The organism is Microbulbifer maximicatervae (SeqCode), from assembly GCF_052467815.1.
The window spans coordinates 2,488,015-2,506,770 of record NZ_CP174326.1 but is presented as its reverse complement, the minus strand read 5'-3'; the positions used below and the strand labels follow the sequence as shown (position 1 = coordinate 2,506,770).

The window sequence follows — 18,756 nt, the reverse complement described above, 5'->3', positions numbered from 1 at the left end:
CTTACTAGTAGAGTTTAATTTGCTAGGCCAATAGAGAGCCCAAAGTACGTTAGTAAAAAACGTTGATGTTGGCACAAATTAAAATTGCTGCTCCAATCAGAGAGCAATTCGTATTTACAAACATTAATTTTATTTCTACTGGAGTTTGATCAAAAACAACCACATTCAATTCAGAAACCTATCACGCAACCAACAAAAGCCTCTGGTCATTAAATACATGTTTCCGTCAAAGATTATTATTCTATATACAGACAGCCACTATTAAACCTTTTAATTTAAAGGTCCAAGGTCAGATCACGGAGAAGCCTCATCAACAGGCACTATAAAAGCCCCCAGATAGAAAATGGAGATTTCTTAAAACAGCACTATATTAGAAATGAAACAATTAACTTTTACGTATCTCAGAAATATTTATCTCGACAATTAAGCGATCTAAAGTTAATCCGCTTTATCAAGAAAATAAACTCACTGCTATACCGACTAACTGCCAATAGCTGATAAAAAGAAAATGAACTCTCGTAGAAGAGTAGCGAAAGAATAAACAGGGAGAGGAAAATGAAATTCCACTCCCCCACTCTGAACTTATGTTAGCCCACTTTCTCCCCGTGGGCCTGCTTATCAGCGTGATAAGAGGAGCGTACCAAGGGACCACAGGCCGCGTGCTTAAAGCCGATTTGCTCGGCGTAGCGGCGATACTCTTCAAACTCATCCGGATGGACGTAGCGTTGTACCGGCAAGTGTTCTTTACTCGGTTGCAGATACTGGCCGATCGTAAGCATATCGATATCATGCTCGCGCATATCGTCCATTACCTGGAAAATTTCCTCTTTCTCCTCACCCAGGCCAACCATCAACCCGGACTTGGTCAGTACGTCAGGGCGGCGCTTTTTGTATTCCTGTAGCAGCTTTAAAGACCACTTGTAATTAGCACCGGGACGAGACTCTTTATACAGGCGTGGCACAGTTTCCAAATTGTGGTTAAACACATCTGGAGCTTCTTTCTCCAGAATGTCCAGCGCTACATCCATACGGCCTCGGAAATCCGGAGTGAGAATTTCCACTTGCAGGTTCGGGGATTGCGCTCTCGATTCACGAATACAATTGGCAAAATGCTCGGCGCCACCATCGCGCAAGTCATCCCGGTCAACAGAGGTGATTACCACATAGCGCAAACTCATTGCAGCAATGGCATCCGCCAGGTTCTTAGGCTCTTCCGGGTCCAGTGGATTGGGCTTACCGTGGCCCACGTCGCAGAAAGGACAGCGACGGGTACAGATTTCACCCATGATCATAAATGTCGCGGTACCGCCACTAAAGCACTCTCCCAAATTAGGGCAGCTCGCCTCTTCACAAACCGTTGACAGTTTTTGTGAGCGGAGAATATTTTTGATGCGATCCACTTCTTTTGAAGCGGGAACCTTTACGCGAATCCAGTCAGGCTTACGCAGTAGGTTATCGCTGGCAATTACCTTCACCGGGATACGCTCTACCTTATCGCCATCGCGAAGTTTCTCCCCCTGCTGGAGGCGGCGAGTGCGCTTAACGGGCACCAGGTCGGGTTTATCAGCCATTACTTAATTCCTGCTGTTCTGCGCTCAGCTGCGCAAATACTTTTTCATCAATGGGTTGCCACTGGGCGTCGGGCAACTGAAGAGTGTGGAGCAGCTCGCGTACAAAAATCTCGGCGACCTGGCTCCAACTCGGGGTGGGTTCCAATATTTCGGCCATCTGCACCATCTGCATCCCCGCGTAACCACAGGGGTTGATCCGCAGGAATGGAGCCAGATCCATATCGATATTGATGGCAATACCGTGGAAACTGCACCCCCGCCGAACTCGCAATCCGATAGAGGCAATCTTACTTCCCGCACGTGGGCCTTCAGTGAGGTAGACCCCAGGTGCATCGGCCCTGGGTGCCGCTGCAACACCAAAAGTTTCCAGCATTGCCACCGTGGCAGTCTCCAGGGCAGTGACCAGATCACGCACGCCGATTTTTGCTCTGCGCAGGTCCAGCAATGGGTACACCACCAACTGGCCGGGGCCGTGATAAGTCACCTGTCCCCCACGATCCACCTGAACCACGGGTATATCACCAGTATTCAGCAGGTGCTCGGCTTTGCCTGCCTGCCCCTGGGTGAAAACCGGCTCGTGCTCTACACACCAGATCTCGTCGGCAGTTTCGCCATCGCGACTATCGGTATAGCGCGACATGGCCTGCCAGACACTCTTGTAATCTCGCCGCGCAAGATCGCGAACAATGGTCATCAGAGCACCATATGCACAGCGGGGTGCTGTTTCAGTTCTTCAAATAACGCTTTGAGCTGCTCCTCACCAGTGGCGAGGATAAAGAAAGTCATTGAGGTGAATTTACCAGTACTACTGTCACGCAAGGTAACGCGCTCTTCATCCAGGCCGGGGGCATGGCGACGCATCACATCCAGTACAAATTCGTGCGCCTCATCATTGGCATCACGCACGACCTTGACCATGTAGTCTTCGCAGGGAAATTCAATTTTCGGGGCTTTTTGATTGGGATCTTGACTCATACCACTCTCCGGGGCCGGGCTGTTAGATATTGAGAAAAGCTTAGGCACAGCCGGGCGGCGATTATACAGCGGCTAAACAGCAGTGGACAGTGAGCAAAAGGGGAAGTGGACAGAGAGTGGGGAGGGATGGACAGGGATGGGAATCATTCCCATCCCTAAATCAGCAATTAGCTAAAAAAGCCCATTACAAAGCGCTTGATGGAGTCCCACATGCGCTTGAAGAAACCGGCACGCTCCACATCTTCGGCAGCAACTGCTTTAACATCGGCGACAGTCTCACCATCCAGGGTCACAACAACTTTACCTACTGGCTGGCCCTTTTGCACAGGCGCTTCCAGCTCGCCATCCACAATCAGGTCGGCCTTAATGCCTTCCTCACCGCCTCGGGGGATGGTAACGAATACATCTTTAGCTACGGCAATACCCACGCTGGGCTCTTTACCACCCCAGACACGCTCCGTCTGCAACTCTTCACCCTGACCATAGACCTTGTGGGTTTGGTAGTAGCGGAAGCCGTAGGCGAGCAGTTTTTGGGTTTCAGAGGCGCGCTTCTCATCACTGTCGGTGCCGACAACAATAGCAACCAGGCGCATGCCGCGCTTCATTGCAGAAGCCACCAGGCAGTACCCTGCTTCTTCCGTATGACCGGTCTTAATTCCGTCTACAGAGGAGTCGCGCCACAGCAAACGGTTGCGGTTGGGCTGGTTAATGCCGGAGTAGCTGAAATACTTCTCGGAATAAATATCGTAATGCTCCGGGTGGTCCATTATCAGCGCACGCGCCAGTACACCCAGGTCATGGGCAGTCGTTACATGCCCCTCTGCAGGCCAGCCAGTGGCGTTGACAAAGTTAGTATCTTCCATGCCCAGCAGCTCTGCCTGCTGGTTCATAACTTCGGCAAAGACCTCTTCGCTACCGGAGACGTGTTCTGCCAGGGCGATACTCGCATCGTTACCGGACTGAATAATCACACCGCGCATCAAGTCGATAACCGGCACCTGGTCACCCACTTTGACAAACATCTTGGAGCCACCCTTACGCCAGGCCTTTTCAGAGATACGAACCATATCGTTTTCTTTGATGCTCCCCTTAAGGATCTCCTCAGAAACGATATAGGCCGTCATCATCTTGGTTAGGCTTGCCGGCGGTACCGGAGTATCCGCCTCGTGCTCAACCAGGACCTGACCGGTATTGGCATCTAAGAGCAGGTAAGACTTTGCCGCCAATTGAGGCGGTGCAGGGATAAGAGATTGCGCCTGGGCCAGGCCCGCACATAACAACAGGAAAGAACAGGCGATAATCCGTGTGATCATAGGTATATGTCTCGTCATTCCTCGTTTTCGTTGGCTTAACCTGCAACGAAATCTACAAGGTTAATCAGCGGCACTAGAGCTTGTCACCAAACGCCGCCTATCATTACAAAATTACAAAATACAAGAAAAAACGCGTCAATGCGCACTATTTTGTGAACGGGTATTCAAATGACTGCCGCCGACAGCATCAGTCACAATCATTTAAGGCAGATATCACCCTTACCTATTGATACCCAAAAGCCCACAACACTATTCGTAAACTACTTGTGGCTGTCCAAATTGCTTTTGCTCAACAGTTTCCCGCGCTGTTGCCAAAGCTCTCTGCTGGGTGAGTGGGCCAATTCGAACTCGATAATAAGTCTTGCCGCCACTCTGAACAGAACTAACAGCAACAGGATAGTCAATGGCCGCTGCCAATTGGGTGCGAATTTCCTGGGCCTGCGCGGAACTGCTATAAGCACCAACTTGCAGATAGGTATTGTCGGGCAACTTGATAGTCGTATCTTCCGCCAAACCAGCGGTGCCATCACTATTGGCCAGTACTTCATTGGCCGCCGGCAACGCGGCCGGGTCCAGAGCCTCTACCTCAACCCGAGCAATGCCTTTATCAATGTATCCGAGCTTTTGCGCAGCAGTATAACTGAGGTCGATGATGCGCCCGTGCACAAAGGGCCCCCGATCGTTTACCCGCACGATAATACTGCGGCCATTGTCGAGATTGGTGACCTTGGCATAGCTGGGCAGTGGTAGCGTTTTATGGGCAGCAGACATGGCATACATATTGTAGACCTCGCCATTTGCAGTGCGTCGGCCGTGGAATTTTGTTCCATACCAGGAAGCCTGCCCCACCTCTTTATAACCCTTGACGTCATTGCGTACACGATACGTGACACCGTTGACCTTATAAGGGGATTTATTGCCGGCGTCGCCGATCGGCTCGCGGACAGGGATCGGTTCAGGGGCTGCTTGCATATTTACCGGAGCAGCAGGGCCACTATCCTTGATGCTATTAAAGTCCGGCTGCTTTGTGTTTTCGGTTTTCTGTGGTTTTGGCTGCGGGCCACTACAGGCCGCTAATATCAGGACCGCCAGGGCCACTCCCCAACGCGCTTTGCACTGAAACATAATCCCCCCGGCGCGCGACAACTTATTGCTGCCGTCTCCAAGCCGCTATTATCTGGAACTGCTAAATAAAATAGAAAAATATGAACACTAAAAACCCAAATGGTTCCCTCCATTTGGGTTAAATTTAGCTGCGGGACTGAAGCCGCCTTAAGACTTGCCGCCTCTCGCTTTAACGATCTCTTGGGCCAGGTCATTGACGGCCATAGCGTAGAGACGACTACGGTTATAGCGGGTGATAGTCGCGAAATTATTCAAACCGAGCCAATACTGTTTCCCCTGCTCAGTTTGCAGGGAGAATACGTTGGCTGGCATTTCCGGAGCCACCTGGCTAGTAGCGTTAAAGCCTTTGTCCGCCAATTCTCCAACGGTCCACTGCGGCTGCAGAGTATCGTTGACGATTGTCATATCTGCATTCGGCCGGGGGCTGGCCAGTACCGCGACCGGTTCGCCGGGCTTCCAACCGTGCTTCACGAAATAGTTAGCCACACTGCCGATCGCATCGGTAGGATTATTCCATATATCCGCCTTGCCATCGTCGCTGAAGTCCACCGCATAAGAGCGGTAGCTTGAAGGCATGAATTGACCGTAGCCCATAGCCCCAGCATAAGAGCCCTTGAGAGCCAGGGGGTCCATATCCTGCTCACGAGTCAGCAGTAGGTAATTTTCTAACTCTTTGGTAAAAAACGCCGAGCGACGAGGGTAGTTAAATGCCAGCGTGGAAAGAGCATCCAGAACTCGGTAGCCGCCCATATTACCGCCGTACCGGGTTTCAATACCGATAATAGCGACGATCATTTCAGCGGGTACACCGTATTTCTTTTCAGCCTCAGCCAGGGCCTCAGCATTTTGATCCCAGAAGTCCACCCCACCAGCAATGCTCTGCGGGGTGAGAAACATTTTGCGATACTCGTGCCAGGGCTTGGCTTTCTCAGCTGGCCGTTTGATCGCTTTTAGGATGGAGTCTTTGCGCTTGGCCTCACGCATCAAGGTCTGCATTTCTTCGCGATTAAAATCGTGCTCTTCCACCATATAATCAACGAATTGTTGCGCTTGTTTATTGTCCCCATGACCCGGTTCCTGCGCACAGGCAGCGAGGGCCAGTCCCATCCCGATTAATAATCCCGAGGTCCACTTCAAAACGACCGCTCCTGTCTTCATCTCGCGTCTCTAAATCCGGTTATTGTCCCTGTGCAGTGCCCATCAAAAATGCACTCTGCGCCTCTCCGTGCCAACAGCCATAAGAAGGCCAAACCCGGCCATCAATGTAATCAAGGATGTCCCGCCGTAACTAATCACTGGCAAGGGCACCCCAACTACCGGCAACAATCCTGTAACCATACCAATGTTTACAAATACATAGACAAAAAAAGTGAGGGTAATACTCCCCGCCAACAATCGACCAAATACGTGCTGGGCCATAAAGCTAATGTAAATGCCACGGGCGATAATCAGTACATATAGCAAAAGCAGCAACAGGGCGCCGCGCATGCCCCACTCCTCCGACAGTACCGCGATAATAAAATCGGTATGACTCTCCGGCAGGAAGTCCAACTGTGACTGAGTTCCCTGCAGATAGCCCTTGCCATAAATGCCACCAGAGCCGATAGCAGCTTTGGAGTTAAATATATTCCAGCCAGTATTAAAACGGTCATCGTCTGGGTTGAGCAGGGTCAAAATTCGCTGGCGCTGGTAATCGTGTAGCCCCCAGTGCCAAATAGGATAGGCGGCAACCAGTAAAGCCATTGCCGCCACACTGATCATCTTCCAACTCAACCCCGCTAGATACAGGGCAAATAAGCCCGATGCCGCAATCAGGATTGAAGTTCCCAAATCCGGCTGGCGCACAATCAGGGCTGCGGGAACTGCCACAATTGCCAGCGCCCCTATCACTGTTATCAACGAGGGCGGCAGCCGGCGCTGATGCAGATAAGCCGCCACTGCCATGGGGACACCGAGCTTCATCACTTCCGATGGCTGGAAGCGAAATCCACCAATTTCCAACCATCGCTGCGCTCCCATCGCTTTGGTACCAAAGAACAATACCCCAACTAGGAGTACACATCCGGCCAAATAGGCCCAGGGGGACCAGCGTCGGTAAAAATCCAGGGGGATTTGTGCAACGATAAACATGCCCACAAAGGCTACACACATAAAAATCGATTGGCGTCGCACATAATTCATATCACCGCCGGAGGCACTGTATAGCACCCCAAGTCCCAAGGCTGCCAACACTAACAACAACACTAATAGCGGTATATCCATATGCAGGCGGCGGGATAGGCTGACCGGTCTGCGCAGACTTCCATGGACATCTGACAAACGGTGGGAGAAGTCACGACTAGCCATTGCTCGCCCCCTCGCCCAAATGGGTAGCATTCGCAGCTTTCTGCAGCTCTTGCTGCGGGCGTGACATCCACTCCGCAAACAACTCCCGAGCCACCGGTGCAGCAACCTTGCCGCCACCCTCGCCATTCTCGACCAGCACTGAAACGGCAATACGGGGGTTATCCACAGGCGCAAAGGCCACAAATAGGGCGTGATCGCGATGCCTCTCCTGCAGCGCTTCGGAATCGTAACGTGCCCCCTGGGCAATGCCGACCACCTGAGCAGTGCCTGACTTACCCGCCACGCGAAAATCCAGATCTTTACCTGCCCGCTTCCCAGTACCTGTACTGTGGTTGACTACAGCCTCCATTCCCTCGAATACCAGATCCCAGTGATCCGGGCGTGCCTCGAGGTTATGCAATATCTCCGATGGCTGCTCCACCCCGTTGATCGACTTGACCATTTGCGGGCGATAATGAGTTCCTCGATTGGCTATCGTGGCAGTCATCACTGCCAATTGCAGTGGCGTGGCCAATACAAACCCCTGCCCCAACACCGCATTTAAACTATCTCCGGGGAACCAGGGCATTCCGCGGGCACCACGCTTCCAATCCCTAGAGGGAAATAGCCCAGAATTCTCAATCGGCAAATCAATTCCAGTCTTGGCACCCAGGCCGAAATGGGAGGCGATACTATGCATATCATCAATATCCCAACGGTGCGCCATATCCCAGAAGTAAACATCACAGCTTTGCGCCATAGCCTGCACAAGATCTACTTTTTCACCATGCCCCCAGCGCACGTGGTCACGATAGATGCGGGGATCATTAGGTAGCTTGTAAAAGCCTGGGTCCTTAACCGTAGTCTCCCGGGAAATAATGCCTGCCTGGAGTCCACCGAGCCCCATCAGCGGCTTTAAAGTAGAACCTGGTGGATACCGACCCTGGACAGCCCTATTAAACAGAGGTACATCGAGGGAATCGCTGAGCGCCCGATAGTCGGCAAAGCTAATGCCGGTCACAAACAGATTGGGGTCGAACGATGGCTTGCTAACAAACGCCAGCACTCCACCGCTATTTACATCGATTGCAACTACTGCGCCGCGTCGATCTCCCAGGGCATCAGAGGCGACTTGTTGCAGCCGAGCATCCAGGTTGAGCACCAGATCAGCGCCCGGTTTGGGATCTTGTCGCTCAAGTACGCGCAGCACTCGGCTAAGAGCATTAATTTCAACATTTTCGTAACCAACCTCCCCGAGCAGAAGGTCCTCGTAGGAGCGTTCCAACCCGACCTTACCGATACTGCGGGTACCCCGATAGCGGCGCACATCATCTTCGGTAAAGTTATTCAGATCGCTATCACTGATTCTCCCCACATAACCCACACTGTGGGCAAATAGATCCCCCAGGGAGTAGTAACGCACCAGCTCCGCCTCCACCAACACTCCCGGCATACGGAACTGGTTAACACTGATCCGAGCAATTTCATCATCATTCAATCGAAACCGGAGAGGCACCGGCTCATATGAGGGGCGACGGCGCTTGAGGCGTTTCTGAAATTTGGCAACATCGTTTTCATCGAGTCGCACCAGATTACCGATCAACTCCAAGGTCGCGTCCATATCACGAACACGCTCGCGAACAATCGACAAGTTATAACTGGCGCGATTATCTGCCAATAGAATGCCGTTGCGGTCGTAGATCAACCCCCGGGTTGGCGCAACCGGACGCACCTGGATGCGGTTCTCATCAGACTGGGTGCGGTAGTCCTCATAATTGACGACCTGCAGGTTATAGAAACGTGCAACGAGGACTCCCAACAAGAAGACAACACCCAAAAGCGCCACCAACATACGATTGCGAAACAATCGCTGCTCGGTATGAGGGTCCTTGAGGTGGTAATCGTGCGGCATCAGAATTTATTCGATGGTTTTTGACTGGCGTACAAAAAAACTAATTCCCTACATTAACACAGGGCGAGTCAGGAGAGAGAACCGAGTCGGCAAATCTCTCCGCGACTTATCGCAAATGCTTTATTTGTGGTAGGGATGGCCGGCTAATAATGTCCAGGCGCGATAAATTTGTTCAGCCAGAACCACCCTCACCAGCGGGTGCGGCAAGGTCAGTGGAGACAGGGACCAGCGCTGGCGCGCACGAGCGAGGCAGTCTTCGGATAAACCGTCGGGTCCGCCAATTAACAGGCTGATATTTTCCCCGAGCATTTGCCAATCACTTAATTGCGCCGACAACTGCTCGGTACTCCAGGGCTTGCCTTTCACATCGAGTGCTACCACGTGATCCCGCGGCCCCAAAGCGGCGAGCATCGCCTCGCCCTCTTTTTTTCGCGCTTTTTCAATCAGGGCTGCAGAGCTCTTTTGACCTCGTTGGCCGAGTGGAATTTCCACCATTTCCAGAGCAATTTCTCGGGGCAGGCGCTTAGCGTACTCGGCGTAGCCCTCCTGCACCCAAGCCGGCATTTTTCCACCGGCGGCAAGAATGCGGATTTTCACAACAATTAACCCTGGTGCGGATCACTGCCATCGGCATCGTCACGGGTATTCGGAGTCATAGACCAGAGTTTCTCCAGATCGTAGAAACCGCGAACATCTGCGAGCATAACGTGGACAACCAAGTCACCGTAGTCGACTAATACCCACTCGCCCTGGTCGACACCTTCAACACCAATGGGGCGAATACCTTCTTTTTTCAGCTCGTCTACAACGTTCTCTGCCAGGGACTTAACCTGGCGGCTGGAAGTACCAGTACAGATCAGCAGATTGTCCATTACATCTGAAAGCCCGGAAACATCCAGGGAAACAATATCCTTACCTTTCAAATCTTCCAGCGCATTGAGAGCGATATCTTTAATATTTGTCATAACACCTTGATTCATTGCGGGTCGCCTGAAGCAACCTCTGTATAAAGTCGATGATCTTCTATGTACTGCAACACAGTTGCGGGCAGCAAATAGCGTGGCGACTGGCCACTTTTAATTAATTCGCGAATTTGCGTCGCGGAAATCGGCAACATGGTCTGCTCCCGCAACAGCAGGCAACCACATGCTCGTGTATGCAAGTCTGCAACCGTGCTCCGATGATTCTCCAGCAGTTCTGCCAGAGGGCCATGCTCTTCGCTATCGCGATCTGGCAGGTGCCAGCCCGGTCTTGTTACCACCACCAGATGTGCCAGCTCCAAGAGGCGCTCCCAGCGGTGCCAGCGGTGCAGACTCAATAGGGAGTCCAATCCCATACAGAAACTGATGGAGGTTTCACCTCCCAGTTCACTGCGCAGCTCCTCCAGGGTATCTACCGTATAAGTAGCTCCGCCACGATGGAGTTCTCGCTCATCCAGGGTGAGCTCCTCACACCCCTCCAGCGCCAGAGCCAGCATTTCGCTGCGCTGGCGGGACGATACACCTGGCGTCTGCCGGTGGGCAGGCTGGTGGCTGGGTAGCAGGCGCATTTCATCAAATTCGAGCACCTGGCGCAGCTCCAGCGCCATGCGCAAATGACCGAGATGAATCGGATCAAAGGTTCCGCCAAACAGGGCCAACGTATGCCTTTTGCTCGCCACAATTATTTCTCGTACCTCTCGCACTCGCTGCCCCAAAGGGAAAAATGCTTATTGCCGGATATGGCCATCTCCGAACACAATCCATTTTTGCGAAGTGAGCCCTTCCAGGCCAACCGGGCCGCGGGCGTGGATTTTATCAGTACTGATACCAATTTCCGCCCCCAAGCCGTACTCGAAACCGTCAGCAAAACGGGTTGAGGCATTAATCATCACTGAGCTGGCATCCACAGCACTCATAAAGCGGCGGCTGCGACTGTAATCCTGAGTGACAATTGCCTCGGTGTGGCCGGATCCGTAACAGGCAATATGGTCCATAGCCGCTTCCATATCCGCAACAACACGCACAGCGAGAACCGGGGCAAGGTATTCCTCACTCCAGTCATCTTCTGTCGCCGCTACACAGTGAGGAATGATTTCACGGGTCCGGTCACAACCGCGCAATTCAACCCCTTTTTCTTCGTAGGCACTAGCCAAGCGCGGCAGTATATCCGCCGCAACCATCTCGGCAACTAAAAGTGTCTCCATGGCGTTACAAACACCATAGCGATGGGTCTTGGCATTGAGGGCGATATCGAAAGCTTTGTCCAGGTCAGCCCGATCATCGATATACACATGACAAACACCGTGCAGGTGTTTGATCACCGGCACCCGGGCTTCGCGACTGACCCTTTCAATCAGGCCGGTTCCGCCCCTGGGTACAATTACATCCACATACTCCGGCATGGTGATCAGGGCACCCACCGCCGCTCGATCGGTGGTATCGACAACCTGCACCGCCGTTTCCGGCAAACCCGCTTCTCGCAAGCCGGCGGTAATACAGGTGGCAATTGCCTTGTTCGAGTGCAGCGCTTCACTGCCTCCACGCAAAATTGTGGCATTGCCGGATTTTAAGCACAGACTCGCTGCATCAATGGTCACATTGGGCCTGGACTCATAAATAATGCCCACCACCCCCAGGGGCACACGCATTTTGCCCACTTGAATGCCGCTGGGGCGATAGCGTAAATCTTCAACTTCTCCCACCGGATCGGGCAGCTCTGCCACCTGCACCAGGCCCTCGATCATGCCATCGATGCGGGCATCGTTAAGCTCCAGGCGATCTAGAAGAGCCGCATCCAGGCCGCGCTCGCGACCCGCCTGCATATCCAATGTATTGGCCTTCAGTAGAGACACCCGCTGAGTCTCCAATTGGACAGCGATGGCTTTGAGAGCATTATTTTTGGTGGAGGTATCCGCGGCAGCTATCTGTTTGGCTGCGGTACGGGCGGCGCGCCCCATCTGTTCGAGCTTGGCGCGAGTGGATTGCTGATCAGCGGTGTCTGTGGCGGTCACTTGGCTCTCCGTGCAAAATCCGGTCGGCCGCGCAGTATAACCCAGCGAGACCCGGTTTAAAGTGCCGATTACCGGGCCGCACAGCTTTGTATCTAGCTATTCCCGCGTCCAACGGTCCAGGTTCTCGGCGATGGTGGCAAGCCGCATAAGAGGATCTTCTACCGCCAACAGATCTGTACGAACCTTATCCTCCAGTGGCAGAAGCTGAGCCAATTGCCAGGAAAGTGAGTCCGCAGACTCCACCGGCTCAAATTTAAGTGATAGCGACTGCGCCCGCTCCTTCAACTCCTCCAACACCGACAGAAGACCATCGCAATCAGCTGGAATCGGCTTTTCATCTTCATCTGGTATCCATTCCACGTCCCCCAGAAGCAGGTCATCTTCTGCGCGACGGGTGTGGACAATGCGAAAGCGACGCCGACCTTTCACCTCCACGTTTAGCAGCCCTCCCTCGCCCTGTCCCCAATCCACGATGTCGACATAAACACCGAGAGGCCATACTGAAGCGCGCCCCACTTCACCCCCGGAGCGAATCAATACAATGCCGAAGCCGCTATTGGTTTTCATGGACTCACTGACAAGGTGAATATAGCGCTGCTCAAAAATCCGCAGGGGCAAAGTCACGCCGGGGTATAGAGGGACACTCAGGGGAAAAAGGGGTATCTGTTGCAAAGTCATCACTCATTATTTTTTGTGTGCCCTAAAGATAACATCGCCCTAGGGAACTCTGCGGCAGGTTAAGAGACTTTTTACCGCCAACCGGTTGGATTGCGAGCAAGTTTTTCCACTTTGCGGTAATTGTCGCTGGCAAGCCCAACACCCAGCCTTTAAGCTGCTGCGGTAAATTGACCAAACGGAGATTTTTCATGCCTACAGCAACCGCTCGCCATATCCTGGTTGAAAATGAACAGCAGTGCCAGGACCTGAAACAGCAAATCGAGAACGGTGCTGACTTCGGTAAAATTGCCGAGCAGTACTCCCAGTGCCCCTCTAGCCGTTCCGGCGGTGACCTGGGCTCTTTCAGCAAGGGAATGATGGTTCCCGAGTTTGACAAGGTCGTATTTTCCGAAGAGCTGCACAAGGTACATGGCCCAGTCAAAACCCAGTTTGGCTACCACTTGCTGGAAATTACCAGCCGCCAGGACTGAGTCCCGACTGTTGAGCAGACATAAAAAAAGCCGGGGTTATCCCGGCTTTTTTTATTCTTCAAATTCCTTCGCTTCAGGCGCTGGGCGCCTCCTGCATCGGTGCCTCGGGCTCAACTTTATCAGCTTGCCTCTGACGACCGAGGGGCTTGAACATCACCAGCAACAGGGGCAGAAGTGTCAGGGAACCCAACAGTGCGGCGGACATCGCCAGCGCGGTGAGGAGACCGAAATAGATCGACGGAACAAACTTCGACAGCGCCAAAATTGAGAAACCGACAATAATCGTGATCGCAGTGTAGAACATGGCACGACCAATCGTCGCATGGCTGCGATGCATGGTCGCCAGGTAATTGCCATCTTTGGCAAACTCAGCGCGGAAGCGATACAGGTAGTGAATCGCGTGGTCCACCCCGATACCCACGGTAATCGCGGCGATAGTGATGGTCATCATATCCAGCGGGATACCCGCGAGCCCCATACCACCAAGTACCACACAGGCCGCCAGCATATTTGGCACCAGTGCAATCAGAGCAATCCACAGAGAGCGGAATAGCACCAGGAACATCAGCAGGATTCCGACAAAAACGGCACCCAGGGTCAGGATCTGGGACTTAAACAGGCTCTGTAACATATTGTTGTACAGCACCAACAGGCCAGTCTGATGGACATTCTCTGGAGCAATACCCATCTCATTATGAGCGTAGTTGTAGATGCGCTGGATCAGCTCATCGCGACGTAGGGTGGGGTCTGTCTCCATCACTCGCAGGGTGATACGAGCCTGATTATTCTCCACGGATAAATAGGGGTCTACCAGAACGGAGCGAATTTCGGCCGGCAGGCTGGTATTGGCCACCGCCAGCTCAAAGTCATTGAGGGGGCCGCCATTCAGATCCACGGCAACTTTATACAGGGTCGCCAGAGATTGAACCTTGCCTATCTCCGGCTGCTCCTCCAGGTAATCATGCAGCTGCTCCAGCTTTGCCAAACCGGCAACCGTAAACCAGTAGCTCTGCTCCACTGACTCCTCTTCACCGCCAAATGGATCATCGGAGGCAAAGGGGTCCTCTTCTACAGCGAAGGGATCTTCCTCTGCTTCCATCGCAAAGGGATCTTCTTCTCCCTCGAAAGCTGCCTCCTGCTCCTCGGGCTGATCCAGAATAATATCCAAGGTCACAGTGCCACCCAAGCGGCGGTCAATCACCAGCATGCCCTGATAAATTTCCGTGGAATCATCGAAGTAATCGATAAAGCGGTTTTCCACTTTCAGCTGGGATATGCCCACCACACTCACGACGGCTGCCAGCAGTGAAATACCTAGCACCACAAACTTGTGGCGCTCAGCAAAGCGGGAAAACTGCAGGGTAAATGCGTGGGAGTTATCTGCACTCACACTGCCCACACGCTTCGGCAGCACCATCAGGAAACTGGGAATAATCAGGAACGACAGCAGCAGAGCCACAGTCACACCCATCGTCATCATCCAGCCAAAATCGATAACCGGGCGAATGCCGCTCACCACCAGGGACACAAAAGCCACGATGGTGGTCAGTGCGGTATACAGGCAGGGCTTGGCCATAAAGCGCACTGTCTGCAATACCAGCTTTTCAAGATCCCAATCCGGGTTCTGGGCAATATATTCCCGGTAGCGCACCGCCAGGTGGATGGTAATTGCCAAGGTAATAATTAACAGCAGTGCGACAAAGTTGGCCGAGATCACTGTCAGTCGCCAGTCCAGCCAGCCGAGTAGCCCCAGCATCACCACCGCAGTGGTAACACAAGTCATCAGCGGCAACAGCACCCAGCGCGGCTGGCGGAAAATCAGCAACAGAGTAATCACGATAAAAGCGAGAATCCCCACACCGAATACCAGCAGGTCGCTCTTAATAAACGAAATCATATCGGCGGTAATCATGGTGACACCACCGAGGAACAGCTCCGCTTCGCCGTTGTAGCCAGCCAGAATTCCGCGCACGGTATCGACTCGCTGGTGGGCAATTTTCTCTTGCTCAGTACGGTGGGCCAGATAGACCGCGCTGATCTCCTCCAGGAGAACGGCCTCTTCCGGAGTCAGCCCCTCTGTATTGCGCTTGCTGCGCAAAGCATCCCGCTCGCGCACCATCTCGATGCCGCGGCTATCCAGTTTCAGGTTCGCCAGAATGGCGGTCGTCTGCCCGTCCGGACTCAGGATCAACTCCCGATAAATCGGACTGGAAAGGAACTCTTGACGGGCCATATCCCGGTCGACATCGGGCCTGGAGAGCGTGCGCACCTCATCGCTGATATCGGTGAGAACTAGCTTGGGGCTGTATAGCAGTGGGACATCGAGAATGCTCTGCACACTGGACACACCATCTACCTTGGCCAATTCATCCCGCAACTTGCCCAGGGTTTCCAGGGACTCATCACTGAACAGGTCCCCAGTCTTGGAGCGGTAAGTGACGACCAGGAAGTCACCACTGGCATAGCGCTCGGAAATCTCGCGGAAATAATCCAGGGACTTATCAGCTTCCAGAGTGAGGGAATCGGCAGAGGCGTCGATCTTCAGGCGGGACAATCCGAGGGCTGCCAGCAGGGTTAACAGGCCGATAACCACCAACACCACAGCGGGCCGCTTGGTCACCAAGTATTCATAAGACTTCTGTAAAGCTGACAGCATAAATTTCCGCTTCTTTCCAAACTAAAAACTGGCCGCATTGCGGCGCGCATATTGTTCGCCTATGCGATGAATTAGCAAACCTAAAATTTGCCACCGCACCGTTTTATTGGAACTTTTTTCAGGGATTGTCGATATGCCCCAGGTCGCGTTCGGGAAACAGGGTGTCCCTGACGCGACGTTTGAGCTCCTTGGCACCGGGAAAGCCGCCCTCACGCTTGCGCTCCCAGATCAAAATTTCGCCAATCCGAATCTCGAATACTCCCCCAGTACCCGGTTGCAATGCAACCTGATTGAGGTCATCGGCGAAAGTGTGCAGCAATTCCTGGGCCATCCAGGTGGCTCGCAACATCCAGTTGCACTGCACACAGTAATGAATCGTAATACTCGGTTTTATCTCATTGCCCATCCTGCTCTCCCCAGCTGGGCAACAGCTTCTGCTCGATGCCCAGTTGGTCGAGCAGTCGAGCCACCACGAAGTCCACAATATCTTCCACCGAACTGGGCCTCTGGTAAAAGCCAGGGCTGGCCGGCAGGATCATGGCCCCCATGCGGGTGAGTTTCAGCATATTTTCCAGGTGAATCTCGGAGTAAGGTGCCTCGCGGGGAACCAGAATGAGCTGGCGGCGCTCTTTCAGGGCTACATCCGCAGCCCGCTCAATCAAGTTGTTCGATGCTCCGCAGGCCACCGCAGACAAGGTGCCACCACTTGCCGGGCAGATCACCATACTGGCTGGCGCCCCGGTTCCAGAAGCCACCGGGGAAAACCAATCGCGCTTGCTGAACAGAGTTAGCTGACCTTCCTGCGCGGCAAAACGATCAGCGAGGAAATTCTGCAACTCGCGTTCATCGCCCTCCGGCAACTGCATATCAGTTTCGGTGTTGATGACCACCTGAGCCGCCTCAGACAACAGCAACCACACGCGCACATTCGATGCCAGCAGGCATTGCAACAGGCGCAAACCATACTGAGCGCCGGAGGCCCCGGTCATAGCCAGGGTCACGGTCTTTTCGAAAGAGGATTGATGCAAAGTCGATACCTTATTAAGCCCTGCGAGCATAGGACTGCGCAGGAAACATTAGTCTTCTGACTTAGAGATCGTATTTCTGTTCCAGGGCACCGATAAGGCGCTGGTGGATACCGCCAAAGCCGCCGTTGCTCATCACTACGATATGGCTACCGGAATCGGCTAGCTGCAACACAGATTCCACACCATCTTCAATCGAATCAAAAGTTTTGGCCGGCACCGATGAGTGGTGGGCGACGTCTTCCAGGGACCAGTTAACTCCCTCAGGCTGATACCAGAGCACCATATCGGCTCCGGAGCAGGAGTCGGCCAGCTTGCCCTGGTGCACTCCCATACGCATGGTATTGGAACGCGGTTCAATCAGGGCAATGATTTTATCCTCCCCTACCTTCGCCCGCAGACCATTGAGGGTGGATTCAATCGCGGTAGGGTGATGGGCAAAATCATCGTAAACACGGATGCCGGCCACTTCTCCCAGGCACTCCATACGGCGTTTAACCCCCTGGAAGCGTGCCAGAGCTGCCGCACTCAAATCTGGGGTGACACCCACATGCCGCGCCGCAGCCATAGCCGCGAGGCCATTTTGCACATTGTGCTGCCCGGTCAGGTCCCACTCGACCCGCGCCACAGCTTCGCCTTTGAACTGAACCGTAAAACTGCTGCCATCGGCGGCAATATCCACTGCGCACCAATCACCCACTCGCACACCTTCGGCAGACTCGCTGCCAACCCGCTGCACTTCACTCCAGCAGCCTTTATCAAGCACCTGCTCTACATTCTTTTCGGCAGAGGCCACTATCAGGCCGCTAGCAGGCACAGTTCGTACCAGGTGATGGAATTGTTTCTGGATTGCCGCCAGGTCCTCAAAGATATCTGCGTGGTCAAATTCGAGATTGTTGATAATCACCGTGCGCGGGCGGTAGTGCACAAACTTGGAACGCTTGTCGAAAAAGGCAGTGTCATACTCATCCGCCTCGACAATAAAGAAGGGAGACTCTCCCAAACGAGCAGAGACACCAAAATTAGCCGGAACTCCACCAATCAGGAAGCCGGGCTGCATATCTGCCGCTTCCAAAATCCAGGCCAGCATACTGGCGGTGGTGGTTTTACCGTGGGTTCCGGAAACCGCCAATACCCAGCGGCCACCCAGGAAATGATCGCACAACCACTGGGCGCCAGAGGTGTAAGCCAACCCTTTTTCCAACACCGCCTCTACCGCCGGATTTCCCCGGGACATGGCATTACCAATAATCACCAGGTCCGGGACGGGCTCCAGCTGTGCGGGATCATAGCCCTCGGTAATTTGGATACCCGCCTGTTGCAACTGGGTGCTCATAGGTGGATAAACATTGGCGTCACTGCCGGTTACGCGGTGCCCTTCCGCCACCGCCAGTTGGGCCAAACTGCCCATAAATGTGCCGCAAATACCTAGAATATGAATATGCATAGCGGAAAAATGTACTCCTACGGGTTGCGGCGCAAGCTTAACACGGCAATTCGGGCCAGTAATTGCCAAATACCCCAGTTACCATGCAATTTACTCGCTATTCCATTAGACTCCGCCCCCGCATTGGTCGGCCTCATCCCCGGTACGGTGGTAGGAATTTTCCCGAAAGGGTCGACACCCGATACGAGCTCCCGGTTATCCCCACTGGCACAAATGTTTAAAACTAGATGCGAGGCGGACTACCGGATCGGGATACTTCTCTATATC

General features: G+C 53.3%; 18 protein-coding genes. 1 reads left to right on the top strand and 17 read right to left on the bottom strand.

The annotated features are described in order from the left end of the window. Nucleotides 1–587: 587 nt before the first annotated feature. The 13 genes from lipA to ACJJIW_RS10830 form a co-directional block, all read right to left on the bottom strand. Complete coding sequence (gene lipA / locus ACJJIW_RS10890) at nt 588–1,571, bottom strand: lipoyl synthase (RefSeq protein WP_282931475.1); 984 nt, start codon at nt 1,569–1,571, stop codon at nt 588–590. Then, a complete protein-coding gene (lipB, locus tag ACJJIW_RS10885; RefSeq protein WP_444915656.1) occupies nt 1,564–2,265 on the bottom strand; it encodes a lipoyl(octanoyl) transferase LipB in 702 nt (233 codons plus the stop codon). Before lipB ends, lipA begins: the two co-directional genes overlap by 8 nt. Continuing rightward, nucleotides 2,265–2,546, bottom strand: coding sequence for an HP0495 family protein (locus ACJJIW_RS10880; protein WP_282931473.1), 282 nt, complete (start codon nt 2,544–2,546; stop codon nt 2,265–2,267). The genes lipB and ACJJIW_RS10880 overlap by 1 nt, the downstream gene beginning before the upstream one ends. Nucleotides 2,547–2,713: 167 nt before the next feature. Beyond that, the gene (locus ACJJIW_RS10875; protein ID WP_282931472.1) at nt 2,714–3,859 is read right to left on the bottom strand and encodes a D-alanyl-D-alanine carboxypeptidase family protein; all 1,146 of its coding nucleotides are present in this window, start codon (nt 3,857–3,859) and stop codon (nt 2,714–2,716) included. Between the two features lie 249 nt (nt 3,860–4,108). After that, nucleotides 4,109–4,984 (bottom strand): septal ring lytic transglycosylase RlpA family protein, encoded by an 876-nt coding sequence (locus tag ACJJIW_RS10870; protein ID WP_282931471.1) that lies wholly within the window; start codon nt 4,982–4,984, stop codon nt 4,109–4,111. A gap of 147 nt (nt 4,985–5,131) precedes the next feature. Then, a complete protein-coding gene (gene mltB / locus ACJJIW_RS10865) occupies nt 5,132–6,142 on the bottom strand; it encodes a lytic murein transglycosylase B (protein WP_282931470.1) in 1,011 nt (336 codons plus the stop codon). Nucleotides 6,143–6,184: 42 nt separating this feature from the next. After that, nucleotides 6,185–7,330, bottom strand: coding sequence for a rod shape-determining protein RodA (gene rodA / locus ACJJIW_RS10860; protein WP_444891894.1), 1,146 nt, complete (start codon nt 7,328–7,330; stop codon nt 6,185–6,187). Then, the gene (gene mrdA, locus ACJJIW_RS10855) at nt 7,323–9,221 is read right to left on the bottom strand and encodes a penicillin-binding protein 2 (protein WP_282931468.1); all 1,899 of its coding nucleotides are present in this window, start codon (nt 9,219–9,221) and stop codon (nt 7,323–7,325) included. The genes rodA and mrdA overlap by 8 nt, the downstream gene beginning before the upstream one ends. A 120-nt stretch (nt 9,222–9,341) precedes the next feature. Beyond that, nucleotides 9,342–9,818, bottom strand: a complete 477-nt coding sequence (gene rlmH / locus ACJJIW_RS10850; RefSeq protein ID WP_444896240.1) for a 23S rRNA (pseudouridine(1915)-N(3))-methyltransferase RlmH — start codon at nt 9,816–9,818, stop codon at nt 9,342–9,344. A gap of 5 nt (nt 9,819–9,823) precedes the next feature. After that, nucleotides 9,824–10,201, bottom strand: coding sequence for a ribosome silencing factor (gene rsfS / locus ACJJIW_RS10845; RefSeq protein ID WP_413663146.1), 378 nt, complete (start codon nt 10,199–10,201; stop codon nt 9,824–9,826). Then, nucleotides 10,198–10,905 (bottom strand): nicotinate-nucleotide adenylyltransferase, encoded by a 708-nt coding sequence (nadD, locus tag ACJJIW_RS10840; protein WP_444891895.1) that lies wholly within the window; start codon nt 10,903–10,905, stop codon nt 10,198–10,200. The genes rsfS and nadD overlap by 4 nt, the downstream gene beginning before the upstream one ends. 24 nt (nt 10,906–10,929) lie before the next feature. Then, nucleotides 10,930–12,213 (bottom strand): glutamate-5-semialdehyde dehydrogenase, encoded by a 1,284-nt coding sequence (locus tag ACJJIW_RS10835; RefSeq protein ID WP_444891896.1) that lies wholly within the window; start codon nt 12,211–12,213, stop codon nt 10,930–10,932. A 96-nt stretch (nt 12,214–12,309) separates the two neighbouring features. Continuing rightward, a complete protein-coding gene (locus ACJJIW_RS10830) occupies nt 12,310–12,891 on the bottom strand; it encodes an LON peptidase substrate-binding domain-containing protein (RefSeq protein ID WP_444937361.1) in 582 nt (193 codons plus the stop codon). 188 nt (nt 12,892–13,079) lie between these two features. On the opposite strand from ACJJIW_RS10830, the gene ACJJIW_RS10825 reads away from it, so the two are divergent. Further along, nucleotides 13,080–13,361, top strand: coding sequence for a peptidylprolyl isomerase (locus tag ACJJIW_RS10825; protein WP_282931463.1), 282 nt, complete (start codon nt 13,080–13,082; stop codon nt 13,359–13,361). Nucleotides 13,362–13,434: 73 nt separating this feature from the next. Here ACJJIW_RS10825 and ACJJIW_RS10820 read toward each other — a convergent pair whose 3' ends face one another. The 4 genes from ACJJIW_RS10820 to mpl all read right to left on the bottom strand — a co-directional run bounded on the left by ACJJIW_RS10820 (nt 13,435) and on the right by mpl (nt 18,489). Further along, nucleotides 13,435–16,017: an efflux RND transporter permease subunit gene (locus tag ACJJIW_RS10820; RefSeq protein WP_444891897.1), complete on the bottom strand. Its 2,583-nt coding sequence runs from the start codon at nt 16,015–16,017 to the stop codon at nt 13,435–13,437. A gap of 118 nt (nt 16,018–16,135) precedes the next feature. Further along, nucleotides 16,136–16,423, bottom strand: a complete 288-nt coding sequence (locus ACJJIW_RS10815) for an Rdx family protein (RefSeq protein WP_444891898.1) — start codon at nt 16,421–16,423, stop codon at nt 16,136–16,138. Further along, nucleotides 16,413–17,075 (bottom strand): flavin prenyltransferase UbiX, encoded by a 663-nt coding sequence (locus ACJJIW_RS10810; RefSeq protein WP_444891899.1) that lies wholly within the window; start codon nt 17,073–17,075, stop codon nt 16,413–16,415. Before ACJJIW_RS10810 ends, ACJJIW_RS10815 begins: the two co-directional genes overlap by 11 nt. Nucleotides 17,076–17,106: 31 nt before the next feature. After that, a complete protein-coding gene (gene mpl, locus ACJJIW_RS10805; protein ID WP_444937319.1) occupies nt 17,107–18,489 on the bottom strand; it encodes a UDP-N-acetylmuramate:L-alanyl-gamma-D-glutamyl-meso-diaminopimelate ligase in 1,383 nt (460 codons plus the stop codon). Between the last annotated feature and the right edge of the window lie 267 nt (nt 18,490–18,756).